Genomic DNA, 20,061 nt, shown 5'->3' on the forward strand with positions numbered 1-20,061 from the left:
CATGGGCGAGAATTTGCAGGGCGCAGATAAAAGAAAACCCCGCCTAAGCGAGGTTTTCCAGACTGTTTCCCTGTGACTTCCCTTTCGTCCCGCCGTCCTGGCAGGTATTCCCTACGTGTCCATGTTGTCTGTTTGCGCATCCTGCGCGACGTCCATGTGTGTAGATTAAACTTGGATCCGATTCCGCGATAGAGCTAAATGCCAGAACGTCGTGTAAGCAAATGCTTACACGAGTGCGACGGACTCAGAACTGCGCTGCGTCCAGCAGGTACAGGGATTCGCTGCCAGCTTTCACCGACGCTGCAAGCGATTGAATTCGCGGCAAAAGACGCGCGAAGTAGAAACGTGCGGTGCCCATCTTGCTGGCGTAGAAATCTTCCTGCGCCTCTTTGCCCAACGCCGCTTTTGCCGACATCGCCCACATGTAGGCGTAAGCCACATAACCGAACACGTGCAGATACTCGACAGAAGCAGCGCCGATCTCGTTCGGATTGCTGCGCGCACGGTCCAGAACCCAGTCGGTCAATTCATCGAGGGTGGTAAGAGCGGTTCCCAACGGCTTGGTGAATTCACCCAGATTCGCGTCGGATGCATCGATGAACTGACGCACTTCGTCACTGAACAATCTGTAGAAAGCCCCGCCGCTGGCGACGACCTTGCGCCCCATCAGATCCAGCGCCTGGATGCCGTTGGTGCCTTCGTAGATCTGGGTAATGCGCACATCGCGCACCAGTTGCTCCTGGCCCCATTCACGAATGTAGCCGTGGCCGCCGAACACCTGCTGGCCGTGAACGGTGGTTTCCAGCCCGACATCGGTCAAGAACGCCTTGGCCACCGGCGTCAGCAGCGCCACCAGCGAATCGGCGCGCTGACGGGTATCGGCGTCATCGCTGTACTTGGCGGTGTCCAGTTGCATCGCTACGTAGGTCGAAAACGCACGGCCGCCTTCGTTCAGCGCCTTCATGGTCAGCAGCATACGGCGCACGTCGGGGTGCACGATGATCGGGTCGGCGATGGTGTCTTTGGACTGGGCACCGGTAGGCGCACGGCTTTGCAGACGGTCGCGGGCGTATTCGATGGCGTTCTGGTACGAACGCTCGCCCGATGCCAGGCCCTGAATGCCGACGCCCAGGCGCTCGTAGTTCATCATGGTGAACATCGCCGCCAGGCCCTTGTTCGGCTCGCCGATCAGGTAGCCTTCTGCCTGATCGAAGTTCATCACGCAGGTGGCGGAAGCCTGAATGCCCATCTTGTGTTCGATGGAGCCGCAGGAGACGGTGTTACGCGCGCCCAGGCTGCCGTCGTCATTGACCAGGAATTTCGGCACCAGGAACAGCGAGATACCTTTCGGGCCCGCCGGCGCGTCCGGCAGTTTTGCCAGCACCAGGTGGATGATGTTTTCGGTTAGATCGTGCTCGCCGCCGGTGATGAAGATCTTGGTGCCGCTGATCTTGTAGGCGCCGTCGGTCTGGGGCTCGGCCTTGGTGCGGATGATGCCCAGGTCCGTGCCGGCGTGGGCTTCGGTCAGGCACATGGAGCCGGCCCAGATGCCGGCATACATGTTGGGCAGGAACTTGCTTTTGAGCGCTTCGCTGGCATGGGTGTTGATCGACACGCAGGCGCCGGAGGTCAGCATCGGGTACAGGCCGAAAGCCAGGCTCGACGAGTTGACCATCTCCTCGACCTGCGCCGAAACGGCCTTGGGCATGCCCATGCCACCGAACTCGGGATTGCCGCCCACACCGACCCAGCCGCCTTCAGCATAGGTCTTGTAGGCCTGGACGAAACCGGCCGGCGTGGTCACCACGGTGTCTTTCCAGTGGCAGCCTTCTTCATCGGCGGCGCGGCTCAGGGGCGCGACGGACTTGCTGGTGACCTTGCCCGCTTCCTCGAGAATGGCCTCGACGGTTTCGGCATCCACCACCTCGGCCAATTCAGGCAGCGTGGCCCAGAGGGAGGAGATGTCGAACACTTCATTGAGGACGAAGCGCATATCGCGCAGCGGCGCTTTGTAGTCAGCCATGGCAAACCTCGCAAACAGCAGCAGATAACCCGGGAAAAGACATCGCGCTCATCTTGCGACGTCAATGTGTCAGTTGATCCCGAGTGTACAGGAACACCATTTGCGACACATAGGGTCAAGTCATGACCAAAAATCAGTTTTAAGTCACAAGCTGCAAGCTACAAGCAGATCCCGGCAGGTCTTCACTTTGAGGCAAAGACCTGAGGATCAGCAGCGGTGGAAAATCAGCTGGCGGCAGCCATTCGCACGGCGCCGCGCTTGTTGGTCTGGCCGTGGGCGACCACGCAGTTGCGGCCTGCGCCTTTGGCGGCATAGAGCGCCTGGTCGGCGGCCTTGAGCACTTCTTCGGGGTTGCGGTGTTCGGGCTGACGCTCGGCCACGCCCATGCTTACGGTGACCGACACGGTCGAGGCCTGGGACCCGGCGCGGCGCTGACGGCCTTGCTGGTCATCCTGCGGGCGGTTCTCCTGGTTGCGCAGATGGATCGCGTACACCGCAATGGTTTCGCGAATCGCTTCCAGGTGCGGCATGCACTCTTCCAGCGTCTTGCCCGCGAATACGATGGCGAATTCCTCACCGCCGTAGCGGTAGGCGCGCCCGCCGCCGTTGGTGATCTTCGACAGCTTGCTGGCCACCAGCCGCAGCACCTGGTCGCCGACGTCATGGCCGTGGGTGTCGTTGAATTTCTTGAAGTGGTCGACGTCGCTCATCGCCAGCACATAGTTGCGACCCAGACGCTGCATCCGCTCGTTGAGCGCGCGGCGTCCCGGCAGGCCGGTCAGCTCATCGCGGAAGGCCATCTGGTAGGCCTCGTGAGCCACCGCCGAAGCGAGCATCAACATCACCTGGCTGCACATGATGTTCAGGGTGAACGGCAGGATGAAGGTCTTGGGCAATGCCCAGAACAGGCCGAGCAAGCCGACCAGTTGCGCGGCATGCAGCGGACGCGGCTTGCGCACGTACTGGAAGATCAGCACACCGAAGGCAATCATGAAGGTCGCGTAGGACAACTGGATCAGGCTCATCCACTCGCCATGCAGCGCTGGCCAGCGGATATCGGCGAGCCACGCCAGCAGGCTTTCCGGGAAGCTCTGCTCAAGGCCCAGAGCCACGCTGCCAACGGCGACGAATACCGCCAGACGGGCCACCAGATCCTGGAACAGATGGGTGCGTTCTTCCCAGGCGGCGTACAGCGCGTACATCACCGGCAGCAACAGGCAACAGAGGTGGAAGATCACGGCGGCGTCTTCACGCACCTTGCCGTTGTCGCGGTAGAAATCGGTCTGGGTGTCGAGCAGATAGTAGGCGACGTACACCGTAATCATCAGGAACAGTTCGCGCTGGCGTTTGTACACGCCGCAGTACGCACCGCCGAGCAGAAGCACCAGGGTGGGCAGTACGTTGAAGAGCGAGGTGAAGAACACGTTCAGGTCTTTCACGTAGGCAGCCGCGAGGCCAGCGAGCAGCAACCCCAATGACGGTAAAAAATGGCTGAGACGTGCGGCGGATGGGCGCTGCAAGAGGACTATCTCCTACCCGTGTGAAGCGAGTTCAAATCAAATGGCATTGTGCCTGTATCGGCCGCCCGGCAGATTTGATGAGGAGAAATTGTGATTTGGGTCACTGTTTTTTTGTGTTTCAGCCTCACCTGTAGGAGCGCGCTTGGTCTGGGCCGCATCCGGACGACTGCGGTGTGTCATCAAACATTGTGGTGGCTGGCACACCGCAGTCGCGGGCAAGCGCGCTCCTACAGCGGGAGGTGTCGATCACGGCATCGGAGGCAGGCTCGAGGGCGACCCGCCGGCAAGCCGTGCTGCTACGGGGAATCCGGTCGTTCACAAGATCGGGACCACTCCGAATCCGTAGCAGCACGGCTTGCCGGCGGGGGCGATCTTGCGGGCACAAAAAAGCCGCCGGTCCCGGAGGACTGGCGGCCTTGAGGTAAAAGCCGGCGGTAGCTTAGTAAGCCAGGCCGAAGTGCTCTTCGTTCATGTCCATCAGGTTATTGGCGCCCGACAGCATGGCCGCAACGTGGGTGCGGGTACGTGGCAGGATGCGCTGGAAGTAGAAGCGCGCGGTCTGCAACTTGGCGGTGTAGAAGGCTTCTTCGGTGGTACCGGCGGCCAGTTTCTCGGCAGCCAGGCGCGCCATGTCAGCCCAGAAGTAAGCCAGGCAGGCGTAACCCGAGAACATCAGGTAATCCACCGAGGCGGCACCCACTTCTTCACGATCCTTCATGGCAGCCATGCCGACCTTCATGGTCAGTTCGCCCCACTCCTTGTTCAGTGCAGCCAAGGGTGCAACGAACTCGCTGACAGCTTCGTTGCCTTCCTGCGCCTGGCAGAACTTGTGCACGATCTTGGTGAAGCCCTTGAGCGCTTCGCCTTGAGTCATCAGCACTTTACGGCCCAGCAGGTCCAGCGCCTGAACGCCGGTGGTGCCTTCGTACAGCATCGAAATACGGCTGTCGCGAACGTTCTGCTCCATGCCCCATTCGGCGATGAAGCCGTGGCCGCCATAGATCTGCACGCCGTGGTTGGCGGACTCGAAACCGACTTCGGTCATGAACGCCTTGGCGATCGGGGTCATGAACGCCAGCAGGCCATCGGCTTGCTTCTTGGCTTCGGCGTCGTCGCTGTACTTGACGATATCGACCTGCTTGGCGGTGAAGTACACCATCGCACGAGTACCCTCGGCGAAGGCCTTCATGGTCAGCAGCATGCGACGCACGTCCGGGTGAACGATGATCGGGTCAGCGGCTTTGTCCGGCGCTTTCGGGCCAGTCAGAGAGCGCATCTGCAGACGCTCGCGAGCGTATTTCAGACCACCCTGGAAGCCGATCTCGGCGTGGGCCAGGCCTTGCAGCGCGGTGCCCAGGCGTGCGGTGTTCATGAAGGTGAACATGCAGTTCAGGCCCTTGTTCGGCGGGCCGATCAGGAAGCCAGTGGCGCTGTCGAAGTTCATCACGCAAGTGGCGTTGCCGTGGATGCCCATCTTGTGTTCCAGCGAACCGCAGCTCACTGCGTTGCGCTCGCCCGCGCTGCCATCGGCTGCCGGCAGGAATTTCGGAACGATGAACAGCGAGATGCCTTTGGTGCCCGCAGGTGCATCGGGCAGGCGGGCCAGCACGATGTGGACGATGTTATCGGCCATGTCGTGTTCGCCAGCGGAAATGAAGATCTTGGTGCCGGAAACCTTGTACGAGCCATCAGCCTGAGGCTCGGCCTTGGTGCGCAGCATGCCCAGGTCAGTACCGCAGTGAGGTTCGGTCAGGCACATGGTGCCGGTCCATTCGCCCGAGACCAGTTTGGTCAGGTAGGCCTCTTGCTGCTCAGGGGTGCCGTGCTCGGAGATGGTGTTCATCGCGCCATGGGACAGGCCCGGGTACATGCCCCACGACCAGTTGGCTTCGCCGACCATTTCGCTGACCGCCAGACCCAGCGATTCAGGCAGGCCCTGACCGCCATGGGCGACGTCATGGGCCAGGCTTGGCCAGCCGCCTTCGACGAACTGTTTGTAGGCTTCCTTGAAACCGGTCGGGGTTTTGACGCCGGACTCGCTCCAGGTGCAGCCTTCGGTGTCACCGACGCGGTTCAGCGGGGCCAGCACCTGCTCACAGAACTTGGCGCCTTCCTCGAGAATGGCGTCGACCATGTCAGGCGTGGCGTCCTGGCAAGCTGGCAGACTCTGATAGTGCGCTTCGTAGCCGAGCAGTTCGTCACGAACGAAGCGAATATCACGCAAGGGGGCCTTGTAGTCCGGCATAGCGATAAACCTCTGCTGATGAATCCTGGAATTGGATGACCGTCCGGTCACTGTGGGGGGCTCGCCCCGGCCCTCGAGATTTGATTTTGTCCGAGGGTCAAACAGGTGTTTGAAACATACGTTTACGCCCAAACCTTGTCAAGGGTGCGTCGTAAACCTTTCATCCGGGGCGCACAAAACGTCATCCAGCTGCATGCCCGCCAGCTCGAAAAAAAGCATCGGGCAGCCAGGTTGAGTCTAGTTGAGTGAGGCGTCTGGAACGGGCGCGGGAAGGCCGCGATTCGGTCGCGTGATAGGGCGTTATTCAGGAAGGGTGTTGCAGGATATGACGTGCGCCGCAGCGCACGTGCAACAGAGGTGTCGCGAGGGAAATCGGGTGATCAGGCGTAGGTATCGATCAGGGTGCCGAGCATTTCGTCGCTGGCCTTCTCGACCTTGACGCCCGCCTGGACCTGAATCTTGCCCTGGGTCAGCTCCACGACGTTGGTCGCCATGTCCGAACGCTGCGGGCGATCCACCGAGCGCAGGCGCTCAAGCTGGAAATCCGAAGACTGGCTGCGACCTGACACTTCCGTGGCCGGGCTGGCCAACTGGGTGGCGGCCTGATCGACACGGTTCTGCCCGACCTGAATTGCACTCAGGCCCGGATACAGCGTGTTGTTCAGTGAAATCTGCATGTCCAAATCCTCTGTTCATAAAGCGAACAGCCAGCATTGAAACAGACGAGGCTTGAAAACGCCCGTCAAAAACAATAATGGCATCGGGCCTGCTAATAGAGCCGGCCCTGAATCGGCGGTGAAACGTTACTGCGTGGCGACCGGTGACATCTTGTGCCTGAAAACGGTGCAGCCCGACACAGTCCGAAACCTCACCTTAACCGGTCAGGCCCCGCTCTGCCTCACTGCAAGCCCCGAACTGTGCAGTGGCGCACATCCTGCATCCTGTGTTGAAGTGCTCATCCATGGATCTGTCGTCGAACGCCCCATGCGCCCAAAGGAACTGAAACACTGGACCAGCGGCATCGCTCATCTTCTCGACCTGTCGGGAGGCGCTGCGCGTCTGGGCGGCTTGAGCCACTGGCTGAAACAGATCGCTCCGGTCGATCACTTCGTGTTGTTCATCTACGAGGGCAACCATCGCCCCCTGGCGCTGTTCGACACGTTTGCGCCGGACAAGCGCAAGATCTACGTCGACGATTACCAGTGTGGCCCTTACCTGCTTGACCCCTTCTACCTCGCCTGCACCCGCAGGCAGCCACCGGGGCTGTGGCGTTTGCGCCAGTTCGCGCCGGACCATTTCTACCTCAGCGAGTATTACCTGGCGTATTACCAGCAGACCGGGCTGGCCGAGGAAGTGGCGTTTTTCGTCGATCTGGGCGGTGACGCCATGGCGGTGTTGTCGCTGATGCGCGCCACGGCCAGCTCGGCGTTCAGCCGGGACGAACTGCAATTGATGGAATGCGCGCAGCCGATTGTCGAGCAGGTCATCACCGAGGCCTGGGGGCAGCATCGGGCGCGCCAGCCTCGCTCGCCACAGGATCTGGACTACAAGGTTCACGCGGCTTTCGATCACTTTGGCGATCACATTCTTACCGGGCGGGAGCAGGAGATCGTGCGTTTGCTGTTGCGCGGCCACTCCAGTGCGTCGGTGGCCGAGCAACTGGTGATCAGCCCAGGCACGGTGAAGATCCATCGCAAGAACATCTACGCCAAGCTTGGCATTGGCAGCCAGGCGGAGCTGTTGGGGTTGTTCATTCGCGAGCTGACCGGGCCGGATATCGCCGCCACCGCCTGAACCGATCACGTAGGAGCGCGCTTGCCGGCGATTGCGGTGTGTCAGGCACCGTGGGTACGTCTGACACTACGCCGTCGCGGGCAAGCGCGCTCCTACAGGTGAGTGGTACGCCGCCTCTATCCCCCAAGGGATATATACAGCCCGAAACCGCGATTGTTAGTTTGGCCTCCATCGCAGCGAACCCTGCACTGGAATGCGAGAGCCTCTGATGAACGACAGTCGCCATGAAAACGATATCGAGTTCTGCAACGTCGAGAAGCACTACGGCAATCTGAAGGCCGTGAACAACCTGAGTTTTCAGGTCAAGCGCGGCACCTTTCACTCTTTTCTCGGCGGCTCGGGCTGCGGCAAGACCACCACCCTGCGCATGATCGCAGGCTTCGATCAGCCGACCCTTGGCGAAGTGCGGCTGGCGGGCAAGAACGTGGCAGGTGTGCCGGCCTATCAGCGTCCGGTGAACATGGTGTTCCAGCACTACGCGCTGTTCCCGCACATGACCGTCTCGCAGAACATCGCCTACGGCCTGCGCTACCTCACCCCGCGCCCCGACAAGAAAGAACAGCAGCGCCGCGCCGACGAAGCGCTGGAAATGGTGCGTCTGTCGGGCCTGGGCCATCGCAAGCCGAGCGAGCTGTCAGGCGGCCAGCAACAACGAGTTGCACTGGCCCGCGCGCTGGTGAACAAGCCCACCGTGCTGCTGCTCGACGAGCCTTTGGCAGCGCTGGATCGCAAGCTGCGCAAGGAGATGCAGTCCGAGCTGCTGCGCCTGCAACGGGAGGTCGGCATCACCTTCGTGCTGGTCACCCACGATCAGGAAGAAGCCCTGTCGATGAGCGACAGCATCAGCGTGATGCACAGCGGCTCGATCATCCAGACCGCCTCCCCCGAACAACTCTACGAAGCCCCTGCCACCCGCTATGTGGCCGACTTCATCGGCGAATCCAACCTGTTCAACGGCACGGTGCGCCAGGTGCAGGGCAATTCGGCCTTGCTGCGCACCGAGCAAGGCATCGAGTTGAGCAGCCCGCTGACGCCAAACGGCGTGGCCTTGAGCGCCAACACCGAAGGCTGCATCGCGGTGCGCCCGGAGCTGATCGACATCGCCGCCCGCGGCAGCCTGCAAGGTCGCGACGTGACGCTGGAAGGTTGCGTCGAGGACCGCATTTACCTGGGCAACATCACCGAATACCGGGTTCGCACCCAGCCCTTCGGGATCGTTTGCGTGCGGGTGCCGCGCCAGCACGGTTCAGGCGCACAAGGCGGTTTCGACACAACAGGTTTCGAGCACGGCGCGGCAGTGCAGGTGGGCTGGAACAACGCCAGCGGTCTGGCGATGGCCTTGTAACGGACAACGCGCTTCACACCATTTAACAAACGGGGAGAATGCCATGGACCAGAAAACCTTTATCAAGACGATGCGCAGCTGGCAGAACGGCTCGATCACCCGCCGCGACTTCCTCGGCCGCACCGGCCTTGGCATCGCGGCAGCAGTGGTCGCCACTAACATGCCGGGCCTTCTGGCCGGCAGCTCCAGCGCCAGCGCGTTCGGCGCCGAACAGAACATCGGCGACCGCCTGGGCCTGGCTACCTGGCCGAACTATCACAGCCAGGACAACCTCGATAACTTCGCCAAGACCACCGGCGCGCGGGTGTCCATGAGCGTGTTCGGCTCCAACGAGGAGATGCTCGCCAAGCTGCAGGCAGGTGGCAGCGGCTGGGACGTGCTGGTGCCGACCAACTACACCATCAGCACCTACGTGAAACTGGGCCTGATCGAACCGCTGGACCTGTCGCGCATTCCCAACTTCGACGCCTCAGCCTTCCAGGAAAAATTCATGGCCCAGGGCACGGTCGATGGCAAGGTCTACGCCGTGCCGAAAAACTGGGGCACCACCGGCATGGCCTATGACAGCGCCAAGCTCAAGGCCAAACCGGCATCGTGGAAAGAGTTCTGGGCAGTCGCCAAGGACCAGGCCGATGGCCGCGCCATGGTTCACGACTACCAACTGACCGCCATCGGCAACGCGCTGAAATCCTTCGGCTACAGCTTCAACTCGCTAGACCCGAAAGAGCTGGCCGACGCCGAAAAGCTGCTGATCGAGGTCAAGCCGCACCTGTTCGCCATCAACTCCGACATCCAGCCGTCGATGCGCAGCGGCGACGCGATTCTGGCGATGTCCTGGACCGGCGATGCCTCGCAACTGCATCGCGACATTCCGTCGATGGTCTACGCGCTGGGCAGCGAAGGTGGCGAGCTGTGGAGCGACTTCTTCGCGATCCCGAAAAGCGCCGAGCACAAGGATGCGTCCTACGCCTTCATCAACTACCTGCTCGACCCGCAGCACAACAAGCTGGAAGTCCTGAGCCACGGCTACCCGAGCGGCGACAAGCGCGTCGACGCCCTGCTGCCCAAGGAGATGCTCAACGACCCGATCATGTACCCGGCCGCCGAGCACCTGAGCCCGCTGGAGTTCGGCGCGGCGGCAACGCTGACCAGCCCGGCACGCGCCGAACTGATGGCGCGCTTCAAGTCCGCCTGATCGAACGCCACGACACACCGACATGAGCCATAAGGAACCGCACATGGATGCCGTCATCACCCCCGATGCACGCCGCGCCGGAGCCGGCGCGAGCGATGCGGACAGCGAGCGCGCGCAGACCCGGCGACGCAGCCTGGGCCGACGCATCACGCTGCTGATGTTGTTGCCGTCGACCCTGTGGTTCCTGCTGCTTCTGGTGATGCCGCTGGTGATCATCCTGGTCTTTAGCTTTGGTGAGCGCAGTGCCGTCGGCGGCTACGCCGGTGGCCTGACGCTGGCCAACTACCTGAACCTGGGCTCCCGCGCCGCAGCGTTTGGCAACACACTGGTGCTGGCGCCGCTGGGCACGCTGGTGTGCCTGGTGGCGGCCTATCCGCTGGCGTACTTTCTGGCGGTCAAGGCGGGCAAGAATCGTTCGTTGCTGCTGACGCTGGTGATCGTGCCGTTCTGGACCAGCTTCCTGATTCGCACCTACGCCTGGATTTTCATCCTCAGCGGCAAGGGCATTCCTGCATTGCTGGCCAGTGTCGGACTGGATGACGTGCGGCTGATCAACACCCCGTATGCGGTACTGATCGGCATCGTCTACGGCTACCTCCCGCTGATGGTATTTCCCATTTACGTAAGCCTGGAAAAGCTCGACAAACGCCTGCTGGAAGCCTCGGCGGACCTGGGCGCCAGTGCCTTCGAGAGCTTCCGGCGGATCACCCTGCCGCTCTCGGCGCCGGGCATCATTACCGGGGTGATGCTGGTGTTCATCCTGTTGATGGGCGAGTTCCTGATTCCCGCCGTGCTCGGCGGCGGCAAGGTGTTCTTCGTCGGCAACGCGCTGGTGGACCTGTTCCTGCAATCGCGCAACTGGCCGTTCGGCAGCGCCCTTGCAATGACGCTGGTGGCGATGATGCTGGTCATCATCGGCGTCTATCTCAAACTGGTGGCCCGCTACGGCGGCAAGCCTGGCGAAGGAGCGCTCTGACATGTGGCTGCGCACCTACTCGACGTCGCTGTACCTGTTTCTGTACCTGCCCATCGCGCTCATCATGCTCTTCAGTTTCAACGCCGGGCGCAGCGGGCTGGCCTTCGAATGCTGCTCGGTGCAGTGGTTCGGCCGGGCGTTCAGCAACCCGTTCATCATGGAAGCCTTGGGCAACAGCGCGCTGATCGCCACCTGTTCGGCGGTGCTGGCAACCCTGTTCGGCACCCTGGCGGTATTCGGCCTGCAACGCGCGGGCAAGAAGGTTCGGCTGATGTTCGATGCCCTGACCTACTGCGCAATCATCATTCCCGGCATCGTCATCGGCATCTCGACGCTGATCGCCTTCATCAGCCTGTTCGACATCCTCAACCCGCTGCTGGCACAACTGGCGCCGAGCCTGCCCAAGCTGAACATGGGCTTTTTCACCGTGGTCGCCGCGCATTCGCTGTTCACCATGGCGCTGGTCATGGTGATCGTGCGCAGCCGCGTCGACTCCCTCGACAAGGCCTTGCAAGAGGCCTCCGCCGACCTCTACGCACCGCCGCTGGAAACCTTCTGGCGCGTGACGCTGCCGCAGATAACGCCCGCGATCATGGCCGGGTTCCTGCTGGCGTTCACTTTCAGCTTCGACGATTTCATCATCGCCTTCTTCGTGGCAGGCCCCGAGACGACGCTGCCGATCTACATCTTCTCGTCGATCCGCCGCGGCGTGACACCGGAAATCAATGCCGTTTCGACCGTGATCATCTGCGCTTCGCTGGCGCTGCTGTTCACCTCCCGTTATCTGCAGAATCGCCGCACAGGAGCCTCACATGCGTGATCAGTTGTACATCAACGGCGAGTGGGTCAGCCCCGACCTGGGCGGCTACCTGGACGTGATCGACCCGGCGACCGAGCAGCCGCTGCAACGGGTGGCGGCCGGCACCGAGGAGGACATCGACCATGCCGTGCGCGCGGCGCGCCGGGCCTTCGACAATGACTGGGGGCAGACCACCGGCGCCGAACGGGCGGTATGGCTGGAAGCGCTGGCCGATGAGTTGCAAGGCGCGCAGGACGACATCGCCACCCTGGAAGTGCGCGACAACGGCAAGCCGCTGCCCGAGGCGCAATGGGACATCGGCGACGCAATTGCCTGCTTTCGCTACTACGCGGGCCTTGCCCGGGAGCTGGATGGTCGTCAGGACAAGCCGCTGGCGTTGCCCGACGAGCGCTTTCGCTGCCGTATCCGCCTGGAGCCGATTGGCGTCGCAGGACAGATCATCCCTTGGAATTACCCGCTGCTGATGGCGGCCTGGAAGGTCGCCCCCGCGCTGGCGGCGGGTGCCAGCGTGGTGCTCAAGCCGTCGGAGCTGACCCCTCTCACAGCGCTGGAGCTGGCCGGCGCCGCCGATCGTATCGGCCTGCCCGCGGGCGTGCTCAATGTCGTTACCGGGCTCGGGGCAGATGCGGGCAGCCCGCTGACCCTGCACCCTGGCGTAGACAAACTGGCCTTCACCGGCAGCGTGCCCACTGGCGCGAAAATCATGTCCGCGGCGGCCAGCGACATCAAGAACATCAGCCTGGAACTGGGCGGCAAATCGGCCTTCATCGTGTTCGACGACGCCGACGTCGAGGCGGCGGTGGAGTGGATTCTGTTCGGGATTTTCTGGAACCAGGGCCAGGTGTGCAGCGCCACCTCGCGGCTGTTGGTGCAGGAAAGCATCGCGCCCCGGCTGATCGAACGGCTGGTCGAGGAGACGCGCAAGGTCACCATCGGCCAGGGGCTGGAGCCTGGCGTGCTGCTCGGGCCGCTGGTCAGTCGCGGGCAATACGAAAAGGTCCTGGGTTTTGTCGATCAGGGCAAGGCCAGCGGCGCGAAACTGCTGACCGGGGGCAAGCGGCCCGCGCACCTTGAGCGCGGGTATTTCATGGAGCCTGCGATTTTCGACGAACCTGGGCACAACAGCATCATCTGGCGCGAGGAGATCTTCGGCCCGGTGCTGTGCATCAAGCGTTTCAAGGACGAAGAACAGGCTGTGCAGATGGCCAACGCCAGCCGTTTCGGCCTGGCCGCCGCCGTGATGAGCGCCGACCCGCAACGGGCGACACGGGTGGCCAATCGGCTGAGGGCGGGTATCGTCTGGGTCAACTGCTCACAGCCCACCTTCGTCGAAGCGCCCTGGGGCGGCATGAAACACAGCGGGATCGGCCGGGAGCTGGGGCAGTGGGGGCTGGATAACTATCTGGAGGTCAAGCAGGTAACGGAGTACGTCAGCGAGCAGCCTTGGGGGTGGTATATCAAGTAAATGCCGCACCGTACGACGTTGCCTTTGATGATCGTTCCCACGCTCCGCGTGGTAACGCCGCCCTGGACGCTCGGCGTCCGCCGTCGGGTTGACGCGGAGCGTCGGACACGGCATTCCCACGCAGAGCGTGGGAACGATCACTCTGCCTTTAGTCGAGCAACTCCAGGTGCAAATGCTCGGCGATCATTTCCGGCGTGGCTTTCTTCATGTGCGGCACCCGGCCCAGGCAAGGCGCGGGCAAGCGCTCGGCGAGGGTGGCGAGGTTTTCTTCCAGACGCGAAGTCTTAGGGTCGATGATGTTGGCCACCCAGCCCGCCAGTTGCAGCCCGTCGTTGGCGATGGCTTCAGCCGACAGCAGCGCATGGCTGATGCAACCCAGGCGCACGCCCACCACCAGAATCACCGGCAAGCCCAGGGCAATCGCCAGGTCCGACAGGTTCGCCTGATCCGCCAGAGGCACGCGCCAGCCGCCCGCACCTTCAATCAGGGTGAAGTCGGCCTGCTTGTCGAGGATGTGGCGCATCGGCCCCAGCAGCGACTGCACCGTCAGCGCAACGCCCGCCTCTCGCGCCGCCAAGTGCGGGGCAATGGGCGGCTCGAAGGCCACAGGGTTGACCTCGTTGTAGGTCAATTCAATCGAACACTCGGCGCGCAACGCCACCGCATCGGGGTTGCGCAGGCCCTTGGGCTTGACGTCACAGCCCGACGCCACGGGTTTTCCCGCCGCCGTGCTCAGCCCTGCCGAGCGCGCCGCGTACAACAGCCCCGTGGCAATGGTGGTCTTGCCCACATCGGTATCGGTTCCCGCGATGAAATACGCAGCACTCATCTTGGCGACCATCCATTCAGATATTTCAAAGCTGTTGCCTACTCACTATAGCGCCCACACGAACAGCGCTCGCAAAACGGGTCATTTTTTAAACAGCGGCCGGTTTTTCCAGCACGGCGTAAACCACTTGATAGGTCGCAGGCAGGCCTTTCTCCTGCCGAAACGCCTCATAAGCTTCAATCAACGCCTGAATCCGCGCCCGGCCAGTCAAACCGCCTGGTCGCCCGGGATTGATATTGTGCGCACCCAGTGCCTTGAGTTCATGGGTCAGGCTGCGCACATCCGGGTAATGCAGAACGTGGGGCAGCACTTGCAGGCTACGCACCCGCAGTCCGCTGTCGGCGCAGAGGCGCTGGTAGTCGTCGAACTGGCGGAAACGGTTGACGTGAACCAGGCCATCCACCGCCTGCCAGCTGTCGCGCAGCTCGTACAGGGTGCCGACGCACAGGCTCGCAAAACCGAATACGCCACCAGGTTTGAGGACGCGCCGGGCCTCGCTCAGTACGGCGGCGAAGTCCGAGCACCACTGCACCGCAAGGCTTGAGAACATCAGTTCCACGCTGCCATCGGCCAATGGCAGATACTCCGCGTCACCGGCCACGTAATGCTGCGCGCCTCCCAGCGGGCGGGCGTGGTTGAGCATGCCTTCGGCGATGTCCAGCGCGATGCCTTCGCTGCTCGGGAAATTCTGCGCCAGCACCCGGCTGAAATACCCGGTGCCGCTGCCCAGATCGAGCCAGAGTTCAGGCACGACATCAGCCGGCAGGCGCGACATCAACTCGCTGCCCACCGCTCGCTGCAATTCAGCGACGCTGTCGTAACTGGCCGCTGCCTTGGAAAAGGACGCCGCCACCTGACGCTTGTCTGGCAGATGGCTCTGGGTTGTCGCCTGTTGCTGTTTCACGGCTTTGAGCACCGCACAGTGGGAAAGATCAGTCATCACCGGACTCATGTAGAAACGCCTGGACCGCCGCGGCCACGCCGTGGGGGTTTTCCAGGATGAAGGCGTGGCTGGCCTGCTCGATCACGCCGACTTCGACATCGGGCAGCAGATTGAGCAGATCGGCACTCGCTTCTGCCGGAACCAGTGCATCGAGGCCGCCAAACAGGTGCAGTTGCGGGCCGCGATAGGCCTGCAGCGCGGCACGGGTGTCCAGTTGCTCCAGCAGTTTGAGGCCCTCGATCAGGCCCTGGCTCGTGCCATGGGGCGCACCGGCCTTGAGTTGGCGCGACAGTGCGCGCGGTTCTTCGGCGCCCTGAACGCACAGCAGGCTGAAGCGCTTGAGGGTGGCGTCGGGGTCGGATTTGCACCCGGCAATGAACGCGTCGAAATCGGTCTGGGGCATCGCGCTCAGCCAGTCCCCACGTGCGACGAAGCACAGGTTACTGGCAAAGGTCACCAGCCCGCAGCTGCGCTCGCCGCGCCTTGCAGCCAGCTCGGCGGCGAGCATGCCACCCAGGGACCAGCCGCCCAGCCAGACGTTGTCCGGCAGGGTGGCATCCAGCTCGTCGAGCCAGTCGTTCAGGTTGTCAGTGTCCATGTCCGGCAGCGGCTCGATCTCGACCCGCAGATGCTCGTCCAGCCCACGCAACGCCGCCGCCAGCGGCTCAAGGGGCGATACGCCCAGGCCCCAGCCCGGCAGCAGGATCAATTGGTCACGCATGGTGCGCCTCCACCGATTCACTTTCCCCCAGCAGCGGATAGCACTGCTCCAGTGCTTCCAACAATAGCCGCACCTGGGCTTCGCTGTGGGCCGCGGACAAGGTGACGCGCAAACGCGCACTGCCTGCGGGCACGGTGGGCGGGCGGATCGCGGTGACCATCAAGCCGCGCTCACGCAGCATCTGCGACAGGCGCAGGGCACGGTCGCTGCTGCCGATGAGAATCGGCTGGATGGGCGTGAAGCTGTCCATCAACTGAAGCCCAATCGCTTGTGCGCCTTCGCGGAATTGCTTGATCAGCGCCTGCAAATGCTCGCGCCGCCAGTGTTCGGTGCGCAGCAGTTCGAGGCTTTTCAGCGTCGCGCAGGCCAGCGCGGGCGGCTGGCTGGTGGTGTAGATGTAGGGGCGGGCGAACTGGATCAGGGTTTCGACCAGCTCCTCGCTCCCCGCCACGAACGCGCCTGCGGTACCGAAGGATTTGCCAAGCGTGCCGATCAGTACCGGCACCTCTTCCATGCTCAAACCGAAGTGCTCGACGATCCCGGCACCATTGGCGCCGAGCGGGCCGAAACCGTGGGCATCGTCGACCATCAGCCAGGCGTTTTTTGCCTTGGCAACCTTGGCCAGTGCGGGCAGGTCAGCGATGTCGCCGTCCATGCTGAACACGCCGTCGGTCACCACCAGCGTATCGCCCACGGCCTTTTCCAGCCGGGTGTTCAGGCTGTCGGGATCGTTGTGCAGATAACGGGAAAAACGCGCGCCGCTGAGCAGGCCCGCATCCAGCAGCGAGGCGTGGTTGAGGCGATCTTCCAGCACGGTATCGCCCTGCCCCACCAATGCCGTGACCGCGCCGAGGTTGGCCATGTAGCCATTGGAAAACAGCAAGGCGCGGGGGCGGCCGGTGAGATCGGCGAGGGCTTCTTCGAGTGCGTGGTGCGGGGTGCTGTGGCCGATCACCAGATGCGAAGCCCCGCCACCCACGCCCCAGCGCTCGGCGCCGGCCTGCCAGGCCTTGATGACGTCGGGGTGGTTGGCCAGGCCCATGTAGTCGTTGTTGCAGAAAGCCAGCAACGGCTTGCCATCGACCACCACTTCAGGGCCCTGCGGGCTCTCGAGCAGCGGGCGTTGACGGTAGAGATGTTCGGCACGACGGGCAGCGAGACGTGCGCTCAGATCGAAAGACATGCAGGCCTCGGGAAATTCCAATGTACGTTGTAGGAGCGCGCTTGCCCGCGACCGCGATGTGTCTGTGACGGATGTGCGACTGACACGCCGCCGTCGCGGGCAAGCGCGCTCCTACAAGGGGGCTGTGTGATTTCAGACAGCCGCGTCGTAAAACATCTCGCTGCTCTGCTGTTCGATCAGCGCCTGCTCGATGGCCGCCTGGTGCACTTCATCGGAATGCTCTTCGCGGGCTTCGGGCTGGATGCCCAGACGCGAGAACAGCAGCATGTCCTTGTCGGCCTGCGGGTTGGCGGTGGTCAGCAGCTTGTCGCCGTAGAAAATCGAGTTGGCACCGGCGAAGAACGCCAGGGCCTGCATCTGGTCATTCATGGCCTCGCGACCTGCCGACAGACGCACGTGGGATTGCGGCATCAGGATGCGCGCCACGGCCAGCATGCGGATGAAATCGAACGGATCGACGTCTTCGGCGTTGGCCAGCGGAGTACCGGCAACCTTGACCAGCATGTTGATCGGCACCGACTCAGGATGCTCAGGCAGGTTGGCCAGCTGGATCAGCAGGTTGGCGCGGTCGTCCAGCGACTCGCCCATGCCCAGGATGCCGCCGGAGCAGATCTTCATGCCCGCATCGCGCACGTAGGCCAGGGTCTGCAGACGCTCGCTGTAGGTGCGGGTGGTGATGATGCTGGTGTAGAAATCCGGCGAGGTGTCGAGGTTGTGGTTGTAGTAGTCCAGGCCGGCATCAGCCAGGGCCTTGGTCTGATCCTGATCGAGCTTGCCCAGGGTCATGCAGGTTTCCAGGCCCATGGCTTTCACGCCCTTGACCATCTCCAGCACGTACGGCATGTCTTTGGCCGACGGATGCTTCCAGGCGGCGCCCATGCAGAAACGCGTCGAACCGATGGCCTTGGCCCGGGCGGCTTCTTCCAGCACCTGCTGGACCTGCATCAGTTTTTCTTTCTCAAGGCCGGTGTTGTAGTGACCGGACTGAGGGCAGTACTTGCAGTCTTCGGGGCAGGCGCCGGTCTTGATCGACAGCAGGGTCGAGACCTGAACGCGGTTGGCGTCGAAGTGAGCGCGATGCACGGTTTGCGCCTGAAACAGCAGGTCATTGAAGGGCTGTGTAAACAGCGCCCTGACTTCGGCTAAGGTCCAGTCGTGACGCAAAGTGGCATTGATGCTGGCGCTCATGGGCGGCTCCTTGATGTATTTGGCGACTACCCGGGCGGTTTGGCTCACTCGGCAAAACCATAAAGTCCACAGGCGCAACACGGATGTTCGGCATATTTAAGGAAGCGGCATGCGCTGTCAACCTCGCAACGGGCATCAGGTTTACATCTGGTTAAAAAACGTACAGACGTGTCTGCTGTGCGACGAACCGACCGATTCCATCAGCCCGATCTGCACGCCATGCGAGAGCGAGCTTCCCTGGCTCATCGACCCTTGCGAGTGCTGCGCACTGCCCATGCCGATGTCGGGGCTGACCTGCGCGCAATGCACCCGCCAGCCCCCGGCCTTCAATGAAGTCATCGTGCCGTGGCAGTACGACTTCCCCATCGACGCGCTGGTCACACGCTTCAAGCACCAGAGCAAGTGGCCGCTCGGCCGATTGCTCACCGAGTTGCTCGCACACAACCTGCTGCACCGCTTTGAAGAAGGCCTGCAACCGCCGGACGTGCTGATCCCGGTGCCGCTTTCCAGCAAGAGAATGCGCCAGCGCGGTTACAACCAGGCGGCAATGATTGCTCACTGGCTAGGCCAGGCGCTGAAACTTCCAGTGAATGAAAGGCTGATAAAACGCGTCAAGGAAACCCCGGCCCAGCAAGGCCTGGACGCCAAGGCCCGCAAGCGCAATCTGCAGGGCGCGTTCGCCTTGACCGGGCCCTCGACCGTGACAGACCTGCACATCGCCCTGATCGACGACGTTCTCACCACCGGATCTACCGCCGATGCATTGGCCAGGTTGTTGATTCAGGCGGGTGCAAGGCGAGTGGACGTGTATTGCCTGGCGCGTACCCCAAAGCCTGGTGACTGATGGCTCAGTAGGAGCGCGCTTGCCCGCGATTGCGCCACGTCAGCCGGCCTATCTGTGGCAGGCGGACCGCGGTCGCGGGCAAGCGCGCTCCTACAATACCTGCGGACCGTAGATTCATTTTTGCCTTAAACTCCTACGCCACACCTTCCAGAAAAAATCTGCCCGACATGTCCCTACCCCCCTCCCTCACCCAACACATGGTCCGCCGGCCACATCGCATTGCGCTGTTGCAGCACATCGCCGAGCAGGGTTCGATCACCCGGGCGGCGAAGAGCGCGGGGTTGAGTTACAAGGCGGCGTGGGATGCCATCGATGAGCTGAACAACCTGGCGCAGAAGCCACTGGTCGAGCGCAGTGTGGGCGGCCGTGGCGGCGGTGGTGCGAAGCTTTCCCAGGAAGGTGAGCGGGTGTTGCAGCTTTATCAGCGTTTGCAGGCGCTTCAGGCCCAGTTGCTGGAAAGTCCTGAGGAATCCGGCGATCTGGCGCTGCTCAGTCGCTTGATGTTGCGCACCAGCGCGCGCAATCAGTTGCATGGCCAGGTGGTGGATATCACAGCCCTCGGGCGCAATGACATGATCGGTATGCAACTGTCCGGCGGGCTTGAGATTCAGGCCCAGATCACCCATGACAGCACACTGCGTCTTGGGCTTGAAGCAGGCACCGACGTGTTCGCTCTGATCAAGGCCGGCTGGCTGGAATTGCTTGCCTCTGGGCAGTCCGCAACAACTGGACACAATTGTTTGAACGGCAAAATCGATGAAATTCTCGATGCGGACGATGGCCCAAGCGAGGTCAGAATCGTCCTGCCCAGTGGCCAGAAGCTCTGTGCGCTGGCCGAGGCCGATCACCTCCGCGCCTTGAAACTCAAGGTGGGCAGCGATATTCAGGTGCAGTTCGCGCCGTCCAACGTGCTCATTGGCACGCCGCTGTAGCATCGGCAAACGGCCAGAAAGCAGGCCAATGGCCGTCA

17 protein-coding genes are annotated in these 20,061 nt (G+C 62.5%); 8 read left to right on the forward strand and 9 right to left on the reverse strand.

Features of this window, described 5'->3' with window-relative positions; all coding sequences use genetic code 11:
- Positions 1–244: 244 nt before the first annotated feature.
- The 4 genes from ACIPOO_RS16785 to ACIPOO_RS16800 form a co-directional block, all read right to left on the reverse strand.
- Positions 245–2,023, reverse strand: a complete 1,779-nt coding sequence (locus ACIPOO_RS16785) for an acyl-CoA dehydrogenase C-terminal domain-containing protein (protein WP_400608629.1) — start codon at positions 2,021–2,023, stop codon at positions 245–247.
- A gap of 224 nt (positions 2,024–2,247) precedes the next feature.
- Positions 2,248–3,543 carry a GGDEF domain-containing protein gene (locus ACIPOO_RS16790; protein WP_400608630.1) on the reverse strand — a complete coding sequence of 432 codons (1,296 nt, stop codon included), beginning with the start codon at positions 3,541–3,543 and terminating at the stop codon, positions 2,248–2,250.
- A gap of 439 nt (positions 3,544–3,982) precedes the next feature.
- Positions 3,983–5,788 (reverse strand): phenylacyl-CoA dehydrogenase, encoded by a 1,806-nt coding sequence (locus tag ACIPOO_RS16795; protein WP_400608631.1) that lies wholly within the window; start codon positions 5,786–5,788, stop codon positions 3,983–3,985.
- A gap of 380 nt (positions 5,789–6,168) precedes the next feature.
- Positions 6,169–6,465, reverse strand: coding sequence for a pyrroloquinoline quinone biosynthesis protein PqqE (locus ACIPOO_RS16800; protein WP_274131510.1), 297 nt, complete (start codon positions 6,463–6,465; stop codon positions 6,169–6,171).
- A 307-nt stretch (positions 6,466–6,772) separates the two neighbouring features.
- On the opposite strand from ACIPOO_RS16800, the gene ACIPOO_RS16805 reads away from it, so the two are divergent.
- The 6 genes from ACIPOO_RS16805 to ACIPOO_RS16830 all read left to right on the forward strand — a co-directional run bounded on the left by ACIPOO_RS16805 (position 6,773) and on the right by ACIPOO_RS16830 (position 13,383).
- Positions 6,773–7,582 (forward strand): LuxR family transcriptional regulator, encoded by an 810-nt coding sequence (locus tag ACIPOO_RS16805; protein WP_274131512.1) that lies wholly within the window; start codon positions 6,773–6,775, stop codon positions 7,580–7,582.
- A 208-nt stretch (positions 7,583–7,790) separates the two neighbouring features.
- Positions 7,791–8,927, forward strand: coding sequence for an ABC transporter ATP-binding protein (locus tag ACIPOO_RS16810; protein ID WP_400608632.1), 1,137 nt, complete (start codon positions 7,791–7,793; stop codon positions 8,925–8,927).
- A 43-nt stretch (positions 8,928–8,970) separates the two neighbouring features.
- The gene (locus ACIPOO_RS16815) at positions 8,971–10,122 is read left to right on the forward strand and encodes a PotD/PotF family extracellular solute-binding protein (RefSeq protein ID WP_400608633.1); all 1,152 of its coding nucleotides are present in this window, start codon (positions 8,971–8,973) and stop codon (positions 10,120–10,122) included.
- Between the two features lie 43 nt (positions 10,123–10,165).
- Complete coding sequence (locus ACIPOO_RS16820; RefSeq protein ID WP_400608732.1) at positions 10,166–11,098, forward strand: ABC transporter permease; 933 nt, start codon at positions 10,166–10,168, stop codon at positions 11,096–11,098.
- A gap of 1 nt (position 11,099) precedes the next feature.
- The gene (locus ACIPOO_RS16825) at positions 11,100–11,918 is read left to right on the forward strand and encodes an ABC transporter permease (protein WP_274131520.1); all 819 of its coding nucleotides are present in this window, start codon (positions 11,100–11,102) and stop codon (positions 11,916–11,918) included.
- Entirely contained in the window at positions 11,911–13,383 is a 1,473-nt protein-coding gene (locus ACIPOO_RS16830) for an aldehyde dehydrogenase family protein (protein ID WP_400608634.1), read from the forward strand. The genes ACIPOO_RS16825 and ACIPOO_RS16830 overlap by 8 nt, the downstream gene beginning before the upstream one ends.
- A 148-nt stretch (positions 13,384–13,531) precedes the next feature.
- Here the strand turns inward: ACIPOO_RS16830 and bioD are convergent, their stop codons facing one another.
- The 5 genes from bioD to bioB all read right to left on the reverse strand — a co-directional run bounded on the left by bioD (position 13,532) and on the right by bioB (position 18,247).
- A complete protein-coding gene (gene bioD / locus ACIPOO_RS16835) occupies positions 13,532–14,212 on the reverse strand; it encodes a dethiobiotin synthase (RefSeq protein WP_274131524.1) in 681 nt (226 codons plus the stop codon).
- Between the two features lie 88 nt (positions 14,213–14,300).
- Entirely contained in the window at positions 14,301–15,152 is an 852-nt protein-coding gene (bioC, locus tag ACIPOO_RS16840; protein ID WP_400608635.1) for a malonyl-ACP O-methyltransferase BioC, read from the reverse strand.
- The gene (locus ACIPOO_RS16845) at positions 15,145–15,876 is read right to left on the reverse strand and encodes an alpha/beta fold hydrolase (RefSeq protein WP_400608636.1); all 732 of its coding nucleotides are present in this window, start codon (positions 15,874–15,876) and stop codon (positions 15,145–15,147) included. The genes bioC and ACIPOO_RS16845 overlap by 8 nt, the downstream gene beginning before the upstream one ends.
- Complete coding sequence (gene bioF, locus ACIPOO_RS16850) at positions 15,869–17,059, reverse strand: 8-amino-7-oxononanoate synthase (protein ID WP_400608637.1); 1,191 nt, start codon at positions 17,057–17,059, stop codon at positions 15,869–15,871. The genes ACIPOO_RS16845 and bioF overlap by 8 nt, the downstream gene beginning before the upstream one ends.
- Before the next feature lie 132 nt (positions 17,060–17,191).
- Positions 17,192–18,247, reverse strand: coding sequence for a biotin synthase BioB (bioB, locus tag ACIPOO_RS16855; protein WP_400608638.1), 1,056 nt, complete (start codon positions 18,245–18,247; stop codon positions 17,192–17,194).
- A 109-nt stretch (positions 18,248–18,356) separates the two neighbouring features.
- On the opposite strand from bioB, the gene ACIPOO_RS16860 reads away from it, so the two are divergent.
- Positions 18,357–19,091, forward strand: coding sequence for a ComF family protein (locus tag ACIPOO_RS16860; protein ID WP_400608639.1), 735 nt, complete (start codon positions 18,357–18,359; stop codon positions 19,089–19,091).
- A gap of 167 nt (positions 19,092–19,258) precedes the next feature.
- Positions 19,259–20,023: a TOBE domain-containing protein gene (locus ACIPOO_RS16865; protein ID WP_400608640.1), complete on the forward strand. Its 765-nt coding sequence runs from the start codon at positions 19,259–19,261 to the stop codon at positions 20,021–20,023.
- Positions 20,024–20,061 lie beyond the last annotated feature (38 nt).

This window comes from Pseudomonas sp. NPDC090201 (genome assembly GCF_044746825.1).
In the GTDB taxonomy this organism is placed as follows: Bacteria; Pseudomonadota; Gammaproteobacteria; order Pseudomonadales; family Pseudomonadaceae; genus Aquipseudomonas; species Aquipseudomonas putida_AD.

Excerpts from the sequence above, each read along its gene's own strand:
- ACIPOO_RS16805 (WP_274131512.1), top strand. The coding sequence starts at position 6,773 with ATGCGCCCAAAGGAACTGAAACACTGGACCAGCGGCATCGCTCATCTT.
- ACIPOO_RS16800 (WP_274131510.1), bottom strand. The coding sequence starts at position 6,465 with ATGCAGATTTCACTGAACAACACGCTGTATCCGGGCCTGAGTGCAATT.
- ACIPOO_RS16830 (WP_400608634.1), top strand. The coding sequence starts at position 11,911 with ATGCGTGATCAGTTGTACATCAACGGCGAGTGGGTCAGCCCCGACCTG.
- ACIPOO_RS16860 (WP_400608639.1), top strand. The coding sequence starts at position 18,357 with ATGCGCTGTCAACCTCGCAACGGGCATCAGGTTTACATCTGGTTAAAA.
- ACIPOO_RS16865 (WP_400608640.1), top strand. The coding sequence starts at position 19,259 with ATGTCCCTACCCCCCTCCCTCACCCAACACATGGTCCGCCGGCCACAT.
- ACIPOO_RS16825 (WP_274131520.1), top strand. The coding sequence starts at position 11,100 with ATGTGGCTGCGCACCTACTCGACGTCGCTGTACCTGTTTCTGTACCTG.
- ACIPOO_RS16795 (WP_400608631.1), bottom strand. The coding sequence starts at position 5,788 with ATGCCGGACTACAAGGCCCCCTTGCGTGATATTCGCTTCGTTCGTGAC.
- ACIPOO_RS16845 (WP_400608636.1), bottom strand. The coding sequence starts at position 15,876 with ATGCGTGACCAATTGATCCTGCTGCCGGGCTGGGGCCTGGGCGTATCG.
- bioD (WP_274131524.1), bottom strand. The coding sequence starts at position 14,212 with ATGAGTGCTGCGTATTTCATCGCGGGAACCGATACCGATGTGGGCAAG.
- ACIPOO_RS16815 (WP_400608633.1), top strand. The coding sequence starts at position 8,971 with ATGGACCAGAAAACCTTTATCAAGACGATGCGCAGCTGGCAGAACGGC.
- ACIPOO_RS16785 (WP_400608629.1), bottom strand. The coding sequence starts at position 2,023 with ATGGCTGACTACAAAGCGCCGCTGCGCGATATGCGCTTCGTCCTCAAT.
- ACIPOO_RS16820 (WP_400608732.1), top strand. The coding sequence starts at position 10,166 with ATGGATGCCGTCATCACCCCCGATGCACGCCGCGCCGGAGCCGGCGCG.
- bioC (WP_400608635.1), bottom strand. The coding sequence starts at position 15,152 with ATGACTGATCTTTCCCACTGTGCGGTGCTCAAAGCCGTGAAACAGCAA.
- bioF (WP_400608637.1), bottom strand. The coding sequence starts at position 17,059 with ATGTCTTTCGATCTGAGCGCACGTCTCGCTGCCCGTCGTGCCGAACAT.
- bioB (WP_400608638.1), bottom strand. The coding sequence starts at position 18,247 with ATGAGCGCCAGCATCAATGCCACTTTGCGTCACGACTGGACCTTAGCC.
- ACIPOO_RS16810 (WP_400608632.1), top strand. The coding sequence starts at position 7,791 with ATGAACGACAGTCGCCATGAAAACGATATCGAGTTCTGCAACGTCGAG.